The sequence below is a fragment of the Mesorhizobium waitakense genome (genome assembly GCF_056431085.1).
In genome coordinates this window covers 23,521-39,781 of the sequence record NZ_JBWKME010000128.1, presented here as the reverse complement: position 1 = coordinate 39,781, position 16,261 = coordinate 23,521, and the positions used below count along the sequence as shown (strand labels likewise).

Genomic DNA, 16,261 nt, shown 5'->3' with positions numbered 1-16,261 from the left:
AACCATCTTGCCACGACCGGCCGTTAACGCTTTAGTGCGCGGCCATGGGCAAGGAAGTCGAACGCAAATTCCTGGTCTCCGGCACAGCATGGCGGGATCTGGTCGAGGCGGATATCCGCATTCGCCAGTTCTATCTTGCCGCGACCCCCGGTCGAACCCTGCGCATCCGCATCAGCGACGACGCTTCCGCCAAGCTGACACTCAAATTCGGCAGCAGGGCGCGCGTGCGCGACGAATTCGAATATCCGATCCCGCTGGCGGACGCCATGGAGATGCTGGCCTTCGCGCTCGGACGTGTCATAGAGAAGACACGCCACCATGTTAGCCATCGCGGCTATCTCTATGAGGTCGATGTCTTTGGCGGCCCTCTGGCGGGACTTGTGGTCGCCGAACTTGAGACGCCGGAGGATGTGCCTGCCGAAATGCTGCCTGACTGGCTCGGCCGCGAGGTCACTGGCGAGTCTGAATTTTACAACGCGTCGCTCGCCCTCGGGGGGATTCCGGAGATCGCCGCATGAGTTTTCGCATCGATCCGCGCCTGCCGCTGACCGGCGAGGTCAGGCGTATCCTTGCCGAGGAAATCGGCAAGGCATTGGCCCATCTTGAGGCCGCGCGCAGCCGGCCGGAACAGGGGCTGCACAAATGCCGCAAGCGGCTGAAGAGCGCGCGCGCCTTGCTGCGGCTTGTTCGTTCCGGGGACGACACATTCTGCGAGACCGAGAACCAATGCTACCGTAACGTGGCGGGCCTGCTTGCCGGGCCGCGCGAGGCGACGGCGCTGATCGAGACCATCGACCGGCTGGCGGCAGGCTTTCCCAAGGAGAGCGCCGACGACGGGCTGGCGGCGGTGCGCGACAGGCTGATCGCCCGCCAGCATGAATTGCACGAAGGCCCGGGGCTCGACGCGGCAATTGCTGCTGCCACCGCCGCTTGCGAGGAAGGCCTGCACCGGATCGAAACCCTCACTCTGCCCGATCAGCCGGAACAGGCCGCCGATGTGCTTGCCGAAGGCGCCCGCAACACGTTGCGCCGGGCCAGGAAAGCGCTCGACAAGGCCGGATCGCGCGGCGCGGCCAATGATTTCCACGATCTGCGCAAGGCGGCCAAGACGCACGGCATGCATCTGTCACTCCTCGGCAGGCTATGGCCGACGCCGATCAAGGCCAGGCGCAAGGCGGTCGACGCACTGGGTGAGCGGCTGGGCGACCTGCATGATCTGTTCGTCATGCGCGACCTGCTCGAGGCCGATGACCGTCCGCTCGGACCGGCCGAAGACACCAGGCTCCTGGGCAAGCTTCTGAAGCGGTCGGAAAAGCAGCTGAAGAAGTCCTGCCTGGCCGAGGCAGCCGAGCTGTTCGGCGACAGTCCCAAACGCTCGACACGCAAACTGGCCCGCAAGGCGCGCGACGATCTGGCCGAGGCGGCCCAAGACGATCTTATCGCAACCACCGGCTGACCGTCCTCTCCCTTCTCCCCTCGTGGAGGGGAGCTGACGTCGGCGCAACCACCCTCCCGCTGGAACCCAGCGCCTGCCCGTGCTAATCGGCATTTGGCATGACCGAGCTCAGAGACACGCTTCTGGATCGACTTGGCCGCCGGCTCGCCGGCGCGCTGCAGGAAGAGTCTTCCGGCTACGAACCCTATACCCCGTCCGATGCCGAGACGCTGCGCCGTGCGCTGGAGCCCGGCGACATCCTGCTGATCGAGGGCAACCAGAAGATCTCGGCGGTGATCAAGTACCTGACCCAGTCGACCTGGTCGCATGCGGCCCTTTATGTCGGCGACGCGTTGCCCGAGCCGCAAGACGGAACGGAGCGGCCGCGGCTGATCGAGGTCTCGATGGGCGAAGGCTGCGTGGCCGTGCCGCTGTCGCGCTATCGCACCTACAACACCCGCATCTGCCGGGCGAGCGGCCTGGCGCCGGAGGACCGCGACAGGGTCGTCGCCTTCATGGTCGGCAAGCTCGGCCTGAAATACGATCTCAAGAACATCCTCGACATGCTGCGTTATTTCCTGCCGGCACCGCCGGTGCCGGTGCGCTGGCGCCGTCGCATGCTGGCATTCGGCTCCGGCGACCCGACACGGGCCATCTGTTCCTCGCTGATCGCCGAGGCCTACGGCCAGATCCGCTATCCGATCCTGCCCGAAATCACCCGCGCGCCCGGCCGTGCTTCGGCGCAGTCCAACTATTCACGCAGGGAAATCCTGCATATCCGCCACCACTCGCTCTACACGCCGCGCGATTTCGACCTGTCGCCCTATTTCCGCATCGTCAAGCCGACGCTGGAATATGGTTTCGACTACCGGGCGGTGACGTGGGACGACAAGGCAAGCTCAGACGCCGCAGCCGCAAAGGCTGGGGCAATCGCCTCAGACACGTGATGGACATGCCCCTTATGGCGCGGCCCACCGCCATCCAGCCGGGATGCAGGCGTTTCACATGGCGGCCTACATTACGCCGAAACCGCACCCTGGTTTTCGGCTCTATGTTCGATCCAGACATGGACCGGTTCGTCCCGGCCCCGGATGCTCACCGGTCCATGATCGCGCGCATTCAACTGTGTCGTGGGCGATTCCGCCTTCGCGGCGTCAATCAGTCCTGACCCAAAGCAAATATTCGCCCGGAGCTCACGGCATAGTGATTGCAAACGGCTGGCGACGTTGACGGTGTCGCCAACCACCGCGAAGGACAGATTGCGCTCGCTGCCGACCGCGCCGATGACAACTGCGCCATATTGTGCACCAATCCGAACGTCCAGCGGCGGGTATCCCCTGGACACCCGCTGTACATTCCAGTCTTCGAGAGCGGCGACCATCGCTTCAGCGCACTGGATGGCCCGAGTCGCGTCGTCATGGCTGGCTTGCGGAACCCCGAATGTCGCCATGATGCAATCGCCGATATAGTTATCGACGGTGCCATGGTGATCGAAAACGACCTGTTCCATGCGACGGTGGAACTGACGCAGAAGTTCGAACACTGCTTCGGCCGGATGATCCTCGGAATAGTGTGTGAAGCCGACGATGTCGGCGAACAGCACCGCGATATCCTGCCTGCGGACCGGGCCGAAGGGCTCGTCATCGGTGGCGAGCTGGTCGACGACATTGGGCGAAAAATGCCGGGCGAGATTGGCGCGGGCGCGCTCTGCCTTCACATAGTCTTCCGACAGATGTCGGGAACGAAAGACGACCAGCGCCATGATCGCGCCGATAATCAGCACAACCAACACGTTGGTCGCCTGCGCAAATGTATCGACGAAATTGGGGTTGAGATAAAGGTTCAGTCGCTCTGTCATCGGCAGCGAATAGAGGTTCGTCGCCGGAATGACGGTTCCCGGATGATAAATCACCCATCCCACCCCGATCGCCCATGTCAAGGCCGCGAGCGCGCCAAGATAGAGCGCCAATCGTGTCGAAAGGGTCAGCGCGCCAAGGCATACGAAAATCAGCAGGAATTTGAAGCTGCCCTCGCGCAGTTGCATCGCGGCCGGCGCGACCTCCAGGGAAAACGGGTTGGGCGTTACCAGCAGAACGGTCAACAGAATGATGTCCAGCGTACCGACGAGGTAACCGATCCACCATCGCGCCGTGCGACGGCGCGCAAAGAGAAACTGGATCAGGCCGATGAGCTGGAACAGCACGAGGCCCGTCAGCACGAAGAGCAGCGAAGCATCCCAGCGGCTGATCAATGAAAAGAAGCAGGCGATCACAGCGAGCGATGCCGTACGCGCCCAGAACTGCAATGCAGCACCCTGGCGTTCTGCGCGCGCCCGCAAATTTTTCAGGCGCGAATGGCGGCGAAGTTCAAGTGTTGGCGCGGTCGGCATAGGATCACTTCGATTTCACGGGGGTCGTGCCACGCATTCGGCAAACCCGCCCTCTACAGTCTGACAAATCAGTGCGCGAACTCTATCATGAATGTGATTTCATTCTGAAACGCGGCTGCAGAGAGCAATAATATCCGGAAAAAAGATCATGGTGAAAACCGAAGCAGGACAGGCGGAACCTCCCTGTTCAGGTCACCAAAAAACCGCAGCGCCCGGCGTTATTCTCTGCATGGATGCGTTCGGCCGGCGCTGGGCGGCATGGCGGAACGCTGGGCTGCAGAGGGCTATACCGTGTTGGTGCCGGATCTGTTCTATCCCAACGCGCCCTATCCTGCTCGGGATGATTGGCCGTGTCAGGCCGGTAACGGGCGGCGTCCCTTTGCAGGGGCGGCGGGCCGATCGAACGCTCCGGCATCGCGCGGATGCGGCCCAATCGGCATGATCGCCGGAAACGGTGTTGCACCAAACGCGAACGTCCATTTGTAGCCGACCAATCCATCCTCCGGCGTGGTGTGCTGGTCGTGGTGGGCAAGCAATTTGACACGCCCGGCGAGCTCCTCCGCCTCGCGCCGCACCATCTCCGCCGTCTCCGGCCGCATCCGCCTGGAGAAGCTGACGAAGGTTGCTTCCCGCTCGAGATGGGTGATGGCCCAGCCGATGAAATTCTTGTTGGTCATCTCGAACAGGGGCCTCAGCGGCCCTTCGAAATTCCACTGGATCGGCGTCTCGACCAGCAATCTTGCCGTGAGACCCCGGCCGAGGGCGATCAGACCGAGTTCCTCCAGATCGCGCAGATAGAGGAACATCGAGGCCTCGCTCAGGCCTTGCGAGCGCATGATGCCTTCGGGGGTGAATTTTTCCGACAGCATGACGAAGATGAACAGCAGCGCCGGCCGGCCGGCGAGCCTGCGCTCGATGTCCGGCGCGATGTGGTTGACCGGCCCCGGCCCGCGGTTCATCGAGCCGAGAACGTTTTCCAGTTCGACCCCGGCCGCACTGCAGATCTCCATCAGCCGGTCGAGCTTGCAGTTGCGCTCGTGGAAGATGCGCTTCACCGTCGGTTCGGAAACGCCCATGCGTTCGGCAAGCTGGCGATAGGTGACGCCTTTGGCCCTCAGCGTCCGCTTCAGTGCCTCGAAGATCAAACCGTTCATCGGATGCACCTCTTGCCGGCAGTTTGGTATCGATTTACGATACTAGCGGTAATCGGCCTTTTCGGAAAGTATCGAGAACCGTAGCTCTTCCCCGTCATCACAGGAGAGCACTCATGAACCGCTTCATCCCCCTTTTCGCAGTCATCGGCATCGTGGCGGCGCCTGCCGCCCAGGCTGGCGAGCTCTGGCGCGCGACAGGCCTCGAACAGCCGGAATCGGCGATGTTCGACGCCGCCAACAACCGCATCATCGTCTCCAACATCGTCGGCAATCCCGGTGATGCCGACGGCAATGGCTATCTCTCGGTGCTGTCCACTGACGGCAAGACGGTCACCCGGCACTGGACCGACGGCATGGATGCGCCCAAGGGCATGGCGATATCGGGCGGCAAGCTCTATGTCGCCGACATCACCAAGGTCCGCGTCGTCGATCTCGCCAGCGGAAAACTGGTTTCCAGCATCACGGTACCGAATGCGGTCTTCCTCAACGACATGACATCAGACCGATCCGGCAAGGTCTATGTCACCGACATGCTGGCCGACGCCATCTACCGCATCGACGGCGACCAGCCGGAGCTGTTCGTCAGGGATGCGGCGCTGGCTTCGCCCAACGGCGTCTTCGCCGACGGCAGCCGGCTGATCGTGGCCTCCTGGGGCAAGGGCATCAAGCCCGATTTCAGCACGGCCGAACCGGGCGGGCTGCTGTCGGTCGATCTCGCCAGCAAGGCGGTTTCGCCTCTGCCCGGCGCGCAGAAATTCGCCAACCTCGACGGCGTCATCGCCATCGGCGACACCATCTACGCCACCGCCTACATGACCGGCACGCTCTACCGCTACCGTGCCGGCGCCGCTCCCGAAACGCTGGCGCATTTCAAGCCAGGCAGCGCCGACATCGGCACCGACGGCAAGTCGACCATTTTCGTGCCGCTGATGAATGAAGGCGAAGTGGCTGCACTGACACTCGACTGAGAGCTGTCTCGCGGTATTGTTAGCCGGCTCGTCCCGGCCCAGGCCGGCATACGATACGCCGGCCCCATCGGCGGTGAAGGAGTTTCGATATGGACGACGGGGAGATTCGCGCGGCTCTGGATCGCCATTGGGCGGCCTCAGACGCGAACGATTTCGAGGCGGAGCACGAGATTTACCGGGAGGATGCGGTGCTCGATTATCCGCAATCGGGCGAGCGCATCCGCGGGCGGCGCAAGATTCAATCGTCTCGCGCAGCACAGCCGAACCGGAAGCGCTTCACGGTGCGGCGGATCACCGGTGCGGGCGACCTCTGGGTCACTGAATATGTCCTGGCCTATGACGGGCGGCCGTCCTACACGGTGAGCATCATGGAGTTCCTCGATGGCAAGGTGGCCCGCGAGACGCAGTATTTCGGCGATCCGTTCGAGCCGGGGCCTTCGCGCGCGCAATGGGTCGAGCGGATTCCCTGAACCCTGGCCGCCATAAGGATGGTCATCCAACGCCCACTCGCCCGCCCGGAGCTGCCTAACGATACGGCCGCTCTCGCCCGCTATCTCATAGGCAAGGTGGTGGTGCGGGAGTTACCGGAAGGCATCGCCAGCGGCCGCATTGTCGAGACCGAGGCCTATGTCGTGGGCGATGCCGCCGGGCATGGCTACCGGGGGATGACCCCGCGCAACCGTTCGCTGTTTCTCGAGCCCGGCCACGCCTATGTCTATCTCGCCTACGGCATCTCATACATGCTGAATGTCTCGAGCGACGTGCCCGGGATCGGAACCGGCGTCCTGATTCGGGCGCTCGAGCCGCTCGAAGGCATCGCCATCATGCGGCTCAATCGCGGCATCGAGCGCTTGCGCGACCTGGCGCGAGGACCGGGAAGGCTCGCCACGGCGTTGCGGATCGATCGTTCGCTCGACGGGCTCGATCTTTGCCAGCGCGGCCCGCTGTGGCTCGGACATGGTGACGACGACGAGCCCGGCGAAATCGGGCAGAGCACCAGGATCGGTATTTCGCGGGACGCGAGCCGCCTGCTCCGATTTTACGTCAGGGGGAGCCCGTTCGTCAGCGGTCCGAGATCGCTCAACGAATAGGGAGCACCACCCCCTGACTCGGCGGACAAAAAGCCGGTCGGGATTGGACCGCCATATGGACGGGGCTGCCATCTGGTCCTGCCGTTTCCTCTGAGATATCCGGCTGCACATGAGTGAAGCCGTCAAGACCCCCAGCCTGGCCGGCGCCGTTGCCCCGATGACGCCGGTGCTGGTGTGCGCGTTCGCGATCTTCCTGCTGTCGGGGATGGATGCGGCGATGAAGACCCTGGTCATCGCCGTCGGCGTCTACAACACCGTGCTGTGGCGCAGCATGGTCGCGACCGTCGTCGCCGGTGCGGCTTGGTCTGCTGGGCCGCGCTCAAAGCCAACCCTTGCGGTGCTACGGTTGCATGCGCTGCGCGCCGCTGTCGTCGGCATCGTCCTGATGTGCTTCTTTTGGGGTCTGGCCAGGCTGCCGCTGGCGGAGGCGATCGGGCTCAGCTTCGTCGCGCCCCTGTTCGCCCTCTTCCTCGCCGCGTTGTTGCTGGGCGAACGAATCCGACGGCAGGCGATCTGGGCATCGCTGGCCGGCATTGCCGGCGTCGCGATCATAATGGCCGGCCAGTTCGGGCGGGAAAGCTATTCGCAGGATGCCATGCTGGGCACGGCGGCGGTGCTCGTATCGACGGTGTTCTACGGCTACAATCTGATCCTGGCGCGGCAACAGGCGCAGTTGGCCAAGCCAGTCGAGATCATGTTGTTCCAGAACCTTTGCGTGGCCATCCTCCTCGGCCTAGCCGCGCCGTGGCTCGCGGTGGCGCTGCCGACCAATCTTTGGCTTCCCCTGGCCGGGGTAACGGTGCTGTCGCTTGCCGGGCAATTCCTGATGAGCTGGTCCTACGCCCGCGCCGAGGCGCAATATCTGATCCCGACGGAATACTCGGCCTTCATCTGGGCGATCGCGCTTGGCTGGTTCTTCTTCGACGAGGCGGCGACCTGGACCACGCTGACAGGAGCATGCCTGATCGTCGCCGGCTGCCTGATCGCGGCACGCGCAAACCCGAAGCTTGCCGAGCCGATCGAGGCGACAGTCTGACAGGGCCTGTCGTCAGTTGCGCCGCGCGGCCTCGATGGCGGCGACGTCGATTTTCTTCATGTCCATCATCGCATCAAAGGCGCGTTTTGCTTCATCGCCGCCGGCAGCCATCGCCTCGGTCAGCACGCGCGGCGTGATCTGCCAGGAGACGCCCCATCTGTCCTTGCACCAGCCGCATGCGCTTTCCTGGCCGCCATTGCCGACGATGGCGTTCCAGTAGCGGTCGGTCTCCTGCTGATCGTCGGTGGCGATCTGGAACGAGAAGGCTTCGTTGTGCTTGAACACCGGCCCGCCATTGAGGCCGAGGCAGGGGATGCCGGCGACCGTGAATTCGACAGTCAGCACATCGCCCGCCTTGCCGGACGGGTAGTCGCTGGGCGCACGATGGACGGCACGCACCGCGCTGTCAGGAAAAGTCTCGGCGTAGAAGCGGGCTGCAGCCTCCGCATCCTTGTCGTACCACAGGCAGATCGTGTTCTTGGCAATTGCCATTGCTTGTCCCTTTCCCTTTTGTATCAGTTGCGGCCCGATTTCCCACGCACCCCGGCGACGATTCACAGTCGGCCTCGACGGTGCGAACACAGAAATGCGCTCATGCCATCGGATGTTCCGTCCACGAAACGATGTTCCTGTGAGCCGGGTTTCCTCCATTCGAGTTGACCGTGGCCGGCGTTAGCCAAGAAGGTTTCGCAGCGTCCGCATGAATACTTTTGAACCGATCGGGATCAGGTCGTCCGGAAAATCATAATCGGGATTGTGCAGCGCCGGGTGCCGTTCGCCCGCGCCAAGGAAGAACATCGCCGATGCCGCCTTGTGGCCGAACACGCCGAAATCTTCCGAGGCACGCATCGGCAGGTTTTCTTCGCCGTGGGGGACGCCCTCCTCGTCGAGTGCTCGCCGCAGATGCTCCACCGCCTCCGGTGCGTTGACGCTGGCCACGAACACCTCATGATAGTCCCACCGGGGCGACAAAAGATGCTCGGCGGCGACGCGCGTGACCAGGGCTTCCGCGGCGGCGCATAAATTGGCCATGCGGTCGTCGCGCCGGGTGCGCAGCGTCGCCCAGATCTCGGCCTGGCCGGGCGCGATGCCGAACACGGCTTCGCCCATCTCGGCATGGGTGACGGTGACCATGCTGAAGTCGTCGTCGGCAAAAGTTCCGCTGCCGAGCGCAGGCAGGGCCGGCATCAGCCGGCTGATTGCCATCATGGGCGAGATGCCGGTCTCGGGCATCGACGAATGCGCGGTCTTCCCCTCCAGCACGATGCGCATGCCGCGCGAGGCACAGTTCACCACGCCCGTCTTGAGCCGGACCTCGCCGAGCGGCACGCCCGGCAGATTGTGCAGTGAGAACGCGAGATCCGGCGCAATAGCGCCGAAGCGCGGATCGGCGACGACGCCGGCCGCGCCATTGCCGGTTTCTTCCGCCGGCTGGAACATCAGCACGACACGGCCGCGGGCCGGCCTCTCGCGCCCCAGCTGACGGCCAAGTGCTGCCAGGATCGCGGTGTGTCCGTCATGGCCGCACATGTGCGACTTGCCAGGCACCAGCGATGCATGTGGCGCGCCCGAAAGTTCGTGGATCGGCAGCGCATCGAGCTCCGAGCGGAACAACAGCGTCGGTCCCGCCTTGCCGCTTGCGTAGACCGCCGCGACGCCGTGCCCGCCCAAGCCGGTGAGCACCTCGTCCGGCCTCGTATCGGCGAGGAAGTCGACGACCTCTTTCGCCGTCCTCTCCTCTTCATTCGAGATTTCCGGACGCTGGTGCAGCTGGCGCCGCCATGCCGTAAGCTCGACGATGTCTCGATTGGTCAAGGTCACGTTGTCCGTCTCCGCTTACGCTCTGCATAACACACGCAGCGAAACTTCCGCCAACCGACAGAGGCGGTCAATCCGCAGCGGTCGTGCCAGAGCGAGTTCCGGAATGGCGCGCCCCGACTACCAGAGTTCAGATGTCAGGATCATCGAGAATGCGAGAGATCGTGCTGCGCCCAAGCGCACTCATGGCGGGGTTGGTGCGATGGTAATACCAGACGAGACCCATTGCCTGCTGGAATGCCCAAGCTGCACCACGCATCCACCAAAGGTCCTCAACTTGAAGGCCGCGCCGAAAGGTCGCCCTTCGCTCGCGGTCCAGAAGATGCCACGCGACGACCAAATCCAGCGACGGGTCGGCTGGACCGAAACTGCCGCCATCAAGCACACCGACAAGACGCTCGCCCTGCACGAGAAGGTTTGCTGGGATAAGGTCCTTGTGACTCATCACGACAGGCCCAGCGGATGGCAGCTCGCGGAAGCGAGCCCACAAATCGCGCAGTCTGATCACATCGAGAAGGCCCTCGCTGTTTTCAAAGCAAACATTCATCCAATCGTCATGATCGGAGAGTTGTCCACCACGTCCTTGCCCATCGAAGGGTCGGCCCCGTGTGTCCGCTTGGCGCAACGATGCCACGAGGTGTGCAAGGTCCAGGGCGAACGCCGTCGATGCACTTAGCCCTTGCGGCGTGGCGACCTCGCCTTCAATCCACGTTTGCAATGCCCATGGCATTGGATAGTGGGGACCTGGCCCGCCGAGCCCAATCGGTTGAGGCGTCGGAAACAGGCAATGTTCTCCAAGCTCGACCATGGCGGCGGCCTCCGACCGAAGCATATCGGCGCATTCGGCCGGACTCATCGCCCGCAGTGGGAACCGCGCCGTGCTCTTCGAGCCAATGCGGAAGATGGCATTGACGGTTCCCGACGATCTGACTGGGGTGATGTCCTCATGACGATACTGGGGAAACTGATCGCGGATCATCTGGCGGGCGATATCGATGTCGATATCCACCTGATCGTCATGCATCATGAGTTCTCGTCCTGCCGAGCTCGGCATGAAGGGTACATCGTTTGGTGATTTTAGCGAATGCAGGGACCAAGGTCCGCTTCCAAGTCTTCGCACTAGATCCCAAAATGTCTGGAACAGGCGCTTTTCAGACCGGCAGCCCAGGGCCGGGAACGGACTGGCGGCTTTCGGTCTTGGAGCCGCCGGTCGCCCGGCCCGAAACAGGAAGCCGCCCCCCGCCGCCGCCCAATCACCCCGCCTTGCTTGGCTGGAATTCGTCGCTAAGCACGCGCTCGTTGGGATCGATCGGACCCAAGTTCTTGACCACCCGGAATCGACCGCCCTTCGCCTGTGCGATGTACATGTTCATGCGAACATGGTGCTGGCCCGGAACCATTTCGGCCGGGCCGCCGGGCCCCTCGCTTATGCGGGCGTGATCGAGCGCCCGGATGACCGCGTCGCGCTCCACCGTGCCGGCTTCCTTCGCCGCCGCTTCCCACATCCTGATCGCGCGGTAGTGGCCCGTGCAGCCGCTGCCTGCGGTCAACATCGCGCTGCCGGGGAATCGATCGCTGTAGCGACGCAGGAGCGCGCGGCCAAACGGATCGTCGAGTTCCTGGTAATAGTCGAGGCAGCTGTAGAGACCCTCGATCTGCTCCGACGGCACAAGGTTGAAGAAGTTCTCGTCGAAGTAGGTGCAGACGATCTTGCCGCCCCGCTTGCCAAAACCGGCCTTGTGCAGTTCGTCAAGGAATGGCGTCAGGCCCGGCGGGACGATGGTGTTGAAGACCACGTCGGCGCCGCTCGCCATGATCTGCTGCACCGTTCGCCGGAAATCGACGGTGTCGAGCGGAAAATACTCCTCGCCGACGATCTCGCCGCCGTTGGCGCGCACCACCCGGCTTGCCGCCTTGTTCAGCAGATGGGGCCAGATGTAGTCGGCCGACGGAAAATAGAACCGCTTCGCCCCGGTGCTTTTCATAAGCCATGGGATCAACGGTTCGACCTGCTGCGCGGGCACCGGACCCGTGCAGAAGATCAAGGGATCGTTTTCCTGTCCCTCGTACTGCTCGGTGTAGATATAGAGCGTCCTGCCTCGCGTTACCGCCTCGCTCTTGATGGCCTGGCGGGTCGAGCTGTAGATGCCGCCAACGACCACATCGACCTTGTCGACGTCGATCAGTTTCGCGGTCCTTGCCTTGGCAACGCTTTCGACGGTTTCGCCATCCTCGATGACCAGCTTCACCGGCCGGCCGAGAAGACCGCCCCCGGCGTTGATGTCGTCGACGAGCATTGTCGTGAGATTCGCGTTGGCGATGCCCATGAAGGACAAGGGGCCGGTGAGTTCGGCGATAAGGCCGATCTTGATGGGTTTCGGATCCATTTGATTTCTCCAAATCTGGGCGGTTGGTCAAGCGCGCCGCCGGACGCCAGGCGGCGCGCAGTGCGGGACCTCAGGCCTCGTAGTGGCCGAGCAGCAGTGCGGCCTGCGGCTTGCCGACATGGCCGGCTTCCTGCAGGATCGCCGGCACCTCCGGATCCGACACGAAATTCTTCCAGCCCTCGGCATCCCAGTCGAAGATGGCCCAGACGCGGTCCGCCTCGCTGGGGTCGCGGAACACGGTTGCGCCGTTCGAGCCGTGCAGCCGGCGCTTGTCGGCGCCCTTGGTCGAAAAGATCCGGATGAAGCGGTCGACATCCGCCACCTTGGTCGTTGCGAGAAGCATCGGTTTACCCTCCTATCAGTCGCGGCCACCATTGATCCGTCGACAGGATCCACGATGCGCGCACTGGAGCAGGCGCGCATGGGGTGGATTCCCTATGCCTGCGTTTCGCCCGGTCGGATAAGGCCGTGCTCGACCGCGTAGAGCGCGGCGGCGGCGCGGGTGGTCACGCCGATCTTTGAATAGACGCTCTGGATATGGTGGTCCGCCGTCTTGGGCGAGATGTCGAGCCTGCGTGCCGCCTCCTTCGCGGTGAGGCCAGCGGCGATCAGGCGCAGAACCTCGATCTCGCGAGGCGTCATGCCGGCCAGCGCCCGCGGCGGCACCCGGCGCGATGGCTGCCCGGCGAAGGACAACACGGCCTCGGCGGCGTCGGGGCAGATGCAGCCCTCACGAACGGCTGCGCGCAACTGTGCCGCCGCCGCCTCACTAGGCAGCGCCTTGCGGTGCGGACGTTCCTCCCGCGACGTCTGGAATGCTTCGGCAGCAGCCAGGATCCTTGCCGCAGGCGACAGGTCGGAAGCGCCGACCTTGCGGTGATAGCCCGAGCCATCCAGACGTTCGTGATGGCGAAGCACAAGGGCGCCCATCGCATCGCCTTCGCGGCCGAACGAGGCCAGCGCCCGTTCGCCGTAATAGGCGTGCAGCTGTGCCGCGTCGCGCTCGCGAACCGACAGCGGGCCGTTGCGCATCCAGGTCGCCACCGGCACCACCAGTTCGCCGATATCATGGATGCAGCCCGACCAGCGCAGCGCGCGAACGTCAGCGGCGGGCAGCCCGATCCCTTGTCCTGCGCCCTCCGCCAGTTCCGCCACCATCCGCGAATGACCATGCGTGAACGGCATGCGCATGTCGATCATGTCGGCGATGGCGAGGAAAGCCTCATCGCAAGCCGCCTCATCCAGGGTCACCGGCGGATCGGGCTCGAGCGACAGGATCGTCTCGCGGTCGACCGTCGTGCCGATGCCCTCCATCAGCGCCGCCGCGTTGGCGGCGACGAGCTGGGCCAGTTCTGCTTCGTATGGGCCATCGCTGCGACTGGCGATGGTCTCGGCCATCCCGTCGATGCCGACGGCATCGCTGAGCGCAATCGCATCCTGCGCCAAAGTGATCAGGCGCACGGCCGGCAGGACATCCTCGCCGCTCAGCCCGCGCGGCAGGCCTTTGCCGTCCCAGCGTTCGTAGATCTGTCCAAGATTGCGCCGGATCTCGTCGGAAAGGCCGAGCCGCTCGCCGATCCGCTGCGCGACCTCGCAATGCGCTGTCAGCACCGGGCGGGCCACCGCAAGCGCCTGCGACATCGCGGCCTCGATCGCCCTGGCCTGCGCGTCAGGCTCGAGATCGTAGTAGAACCGCTTGAAGGCCTGCACGAAGACCCTGCCCAGTTCCGCACGGTTGCCCATATCGAGACCGACAAGATCCTGGCGGAGTGCGATTTCGTCGCCGAAAGTGGCCGATAGCAGGTCCGTGTCGGCATTGCAGCCGACATAGCGCAGCATCGACTGGTGGTAGGTATTGCGCCGAACCTCAACGGAAACACCCGCAACCTCGGCGATCCGCATTGCAAGCACGCAGGATTTCAGTGCGAAGTCGCGAGAATGGCCGGTGGCGAGGTCCGAAGCATAGGCCAGGACCATCATGAAGTCCGCGCGGCGTATCGAGACGTCTGTCATCGCACACCCCCAGTGAGCCCCATGCTAGTCCCGCGTGCCGTCAACACCTAGGGGAAAAATCCCAGGCCTGACGTGCTATCCTGCAATAAACTGGACCGAACTCGAACGAACCCGCACCGGTTGCGGACGCCGCACCGGTTGCAGACAAGGCGTCCTTGCTTGGGGTACAGTTCTGACGCAAGCGACAGGAGACTATCGAGGTGAACGAAGACGCCGCCAGTCCAAGGCCGCTCGCGGAGATTGCCAGCTATCATGCCCACATCTACTACGACGGGCAAAGCGAGCGACACCATGCCGAATGGCTGCGTCTTCGCATCGGAGAGCGTTTCCGCGTACGCCTGGGCAATTGGCATGAGCAGAAGGTTGGCCCGCATGATCGGGCAATGTACCAGGTCTCATTTGCGAACGAAATTTTCGCTTCACTCGTCCCGTGGCTGATGCTGAACCATAGGGGGCTCAGCATACTCATCCACCCGAATACGACCAACGCGCGGCGCGACCATCTGGTCGACCCGATCTGGATCGGACGGCCGCTGGCGGTGAACGGCGATAGTCTTCCGGACGATCACGAGGCGGAAGAGGCGCTGCCGCCCAACACCAACCCGTCCCTCTCGGCCTAGCAATTCTCAGCGCAAGCGTCCGCGCGGGCGAGGAGAAAGGCGGCTTCCCGCATGTTGCGGGTCAGCCTGGCCGCAGTCTCGAATTCGGAGCGGGCCTCGGCCAGCCGGCCGGCCCGAAACAGGAAGTCGCCCCTCGCCGCCGGCAGTGGCGCATAGTTACGCAGCGCGGCGGTGTCGACAATCTCGTCCACCAGCCGCAGGCCCGCTTCGGGCCCGAAAGCCATGCTGTGGGCGACCGCCCGATTGAGATCGACCACCGGCGTGGGCATCACGGCCCGCAGCCGGTCGTAGAGCGCTGCAATGCGGGGCCAGTCGGTATCGGCCGGGCTGCGTGCGCGCGCATGGCAGGCCGCGAGTGCGGCTTGCAGTGCATAGGGGCCATCGCCCCCGAGCGTTTCGGCGCGAGCCAGCGCGTCAAGGCCCCGGCGGATCAGCAATTGGTCCCAGCGTGCGCGATCCTGCTCGGTCAGCGGCACCAGGGCACCGTCCGGGCCAATGCGTGCCGGCAGGCGCGATGCCTGGATTTCCATCAGGGCCAGCAGGCCGAACACTTCGGCATCCTCGGGCATCAGCCCCGCCAGCATGCGGCCCAGCCGTTGCGCTTCCCGGCACAGGCCCGGCCGGACAAGATCGTCGCCCACTGTGGCGGCATAACCTTCATTGAAGATGAGGTAGACGACCTCCAGCACCGAGGAGAGCCGCGCCGTGCGTTCGGCGCCGCGCGGCACCTCGAAACTCAATCCGGCCTTGCCGATCGTCCTCTTGGCGCGGACGATGCGCTGGGCGATCGTCGCCTCAGTCGAGAGGAAGGCACGGGCGATCTCGTCCGTCGTCAGACCGCCGATGACACGCAGCGTGAGCGCGGCGCGGGCGTCGGCCGAAAGCACGGGATGGCAGGCCGTGAAAATGAGGCCAAGCAGCTCGTCGCCAAGATCGTCGTTCATGGCCGCTTCGATCATCCCGGGCGTGTCGTCGACTTCGCCGTCCTGCTCGCGCGCGATCTCCTCATGCTTGCGCGCGCGCATCTTGTCGCGACGGATCGCGTCGATGGCGCGGCGCTTGGCCACCGTCATCAGCCAGGCGCCGGGATTGGCCGGAACACCGGTTGCGGGCCATTGCGACAGGGCAATGACCAGGGCGTCCTGCGCCAGTTCCTCCGCAAGGTCGACATTGCGCACGACGCGGGCCAGACCCGCGATGAGCCGGGCCCGTTCAATGCGAAAAATCGCTTCGATCGCCTGGTGCGTCTCGCCTGCTGTCATGCCGCCGCATTGTCGGCCAAAGTCACAAGGCAGGCAAGAAGGCTACGGCCGACAGTCGCTAGTGCCGCTGAGTTTCACGGGTCCGGCC

17 protein-coding genes are annotated in these 16,261 nt (G+C 64.1%); 8 read left to right on the top strand and 9 right to left on the bottom strand.

What is annotated here, in order from left to right:
- The first annotated feature begins 44 nt into the window (after positions 1–44).
- The 3 genes from AC07FD_RS26825 (at position 45) to AC07FD_RS26815 (ending at position 2,382) form a co-directional block, all read left to right on the top strand.
- Entirely contained in the window at positions 45–518 is a 474-nt protein-coding gene (locus AC07FD_RS26825) for a CYTH domain-containing protein (RefSeq protein WP_478352294.1), read from the top strand.
- Positions 515–1,456, top strand: coding sequence for a CHAD domain-containing protein (locus AC07FD_RS26820; protein ID WP_478352293.1), 942 nt, complete (start codon positions 515–517; stop codon positions 1,454–1,456). The genes AC07FD_RS26825 and AC07FD_RS26820 overlap by 4 nt, the downstream gene beginning before the upstream one ends.
- 98 nt (positions 1,457–1,554) lie before the next feature.
- Positions 1,555–2,382, top strand: coding sequence for a C40 family peptidase (locus AC07FD_RS26815; protein ID WP_478352292.1), 828 nt, complete (start codon positions 1,555–1,557; stop codon positions 2,380–2,382).
- 71 nt (positions 2,383–2,453) lie between these two features.
- On the opposite strand, the gene AC07FD_RS26810 is transcribed toward AC07FD_RS26815, so the two are convergent.
- Entirely contained in the window at positions 2,454–3,824 is a 1,371-nt protein-coding gene (locus AC07FD_RS26810; protein WP_478352291.1) for an adenylate/guanylate cyclase domain-containing protein, read from the bottom strand.
- A 353-nt stretch (positions 3,825–4,177) separates the two neighbouring features.
- On the bottom strand, positions 4,178–4,978 hold the full coding sequence (locus tag AC07FD_RS26805) for a helix-turn-helix domain-containing protein (RefSeq protein WP_478352290.1): 801 nt from the start codon (positions 4,976–4,978) through the stop codon (positions 4,178–4,180).
- Between the two features lie 113 nt (positions 4,979–5,091).
- Between AC07FD_RS26805 and AC07FD_RS26800 the strand changes: the two genes are divergently transcribed.
- The 4 genes from AC07FD_RS26800 (at position 5,092) to AC07FD_RS26785 (ending at position 8,073) form a co-directional block, all read left to right on the top strand.
- Positions 5,092–5,946: an SMP-30/gluconolactonase/LRE family protein gene (locus AC07FD_RS26800; protein ID WP_478352289.1), complete on the top strand. Its 855-nt coding sequence runs from the start codon at positions 5,092–5,094 to the stop codon at positions 5,944–5,946.
- An 89-nt stretch (positions 5,947–6,035) separates the two neighbouring features.
- Positions 6,036–6,416 (top strand): nuclear transport factor 2 family protein, encoded by a 381-nt coding sequence (locus tag AC07FD_RS26795; RefSeq protein WP_184872803.1) that lies wholly within the window; start codon positions 6,036–6,038, stop codon positions 6,414–6,416.
- An 18-nt stretch (positions 6,417–6,434) separates the two neighbouring features.
- Positions 6,435–7,037, top strand: a complete 603-nt coding sequence (locus tag AC07FD_RS26790; protein WP_478352288.1) for a DNA-3-methyladenine glycosylase — start codon at positions 6,435–6,437, stop codon at positions 7,035–7,037.
- A gap of 109 nt (positions 7,038–7,146) precedes the next feature.
- Positions 7,147–8,073, top strand: coding sequence for a DMT family transporter (locus tag AC07FD_RS26785; RefSeq protein WP_184872801.1), 927 nt, complete (start codon positions 7,147–7,149; stop codon positions 8,071–8,073).
- 12 nt (positions 8,074–8,085) lie between these two features.
- On the opposite strand, the gene AC07FD_RS26780 is transcribed toward AC07FD_RS26785, so the two are convergent.
- The 6 genes from AC07FD_RS26780 to AC07FD_RS26755 form a co-directional block, all read right to left on the bottom strand.
- Positions 8,086–8,559, bottom strand: coding sequence for a VOC family protein (locus tag AC07FD_RS26780; protein WP_478352310.1), 474 nt, complete (start codon positions 8,557–8,559; stop codon positions 8,086–8,088).
- Between the two features lie 186 nt (positions 8,560–8,745).
- Positions 8,746–9,894, bottom strand: coding sequence for an amidohydrolase (locus tag AC07FD_RS26775; RefSeq protein WP_478352287.1), 1,149 nt, complete (start codon positions 9,892–9,894; stop codon positions 8,746–8,748).
- A gap of 127 nt (positions 9,895–10,021) precedes the next feature.
- Complete coding sequence (locus tag AC07FD_RS26770; RefSeq protein ID WP_478352286.1) at positions 10,022–10,918, bottom strand: aminoglycoside phosphotransferase family protein; 897 nt, start codon at positions 10,916–10,918, stop codon at positions 10,022–10,024.
- Between the two features lie 226 nt (positions 10,919–11,144).
- Positions 11,145–12,278, bottom strand: a complete 1,134-nt coding sequence (locus AC07FD_RS26765) for a substrate-binding protein (protein ID WP_478352285.1) — start codon at positions 12,276–12,278, stop codon at positions 11,145–11,147.
- A gap of 70 nt (positions 12,279–12,348) precedes the next feature.
- Positions 12,349–12,621: a hypothetical protein gene (locus AC07FD_RS26760; protein WP_184872797.1), complete on the bottom strand. Its 273-nt coding sequence runs from the start codon at positions 12,619–12,621 to the stop codon at positions 12,349–12,351.
- A gap of 92 nt (positions 12,622–12,713) precedes the next feature.
- Complete coding sequence (locus AC07FD_RS26755) at positions 12,714–14,291, bottom strand: HD domain-containing phosphohydrolase (RefSeq protein WP_478352284.1); 1,578 nt, start codon at positions 14,289–14,291, stop codon at positions 12,714–12,716.
- A 200-nt stretch (positions 14,292–14,491) separates the two neighbouring features.
- Here AC07FD_RS26755 and AC07FD_RS26750 point away from each other — a divergent pair, with 200 nt between their 5' ends.
- Complete coding sequence (locus AC07FD_RS26750) at positions 14,492–14,911, top strand: DOPA 4,5-dioxygenase family protein (RefSeq protein WP_478352283.1); 420 nt, start codon at positions 14,492–14,494, stop codon at positions 14,909–14,911.
- Here the strand turns inward: AC07FD_RS26750 and AC07FD_RS26745 are convergent.
- Positions 14,908–16,173, bottom strand: coding sequence for an RNA polymerase sigma factor (locus tag AC07FD_RS26745; protein ID WP_478352282.1), 1,266 nt, complete (start codon positions 16,171–16,173; stop codon positions 14,908–14,910). The genes AC07FD_RS26750 and AC07FD_RS26745 overlap by 4 nt on opposite strands.
- Positions 16,174–16,261: the final 88 nt, after the last annotated feature.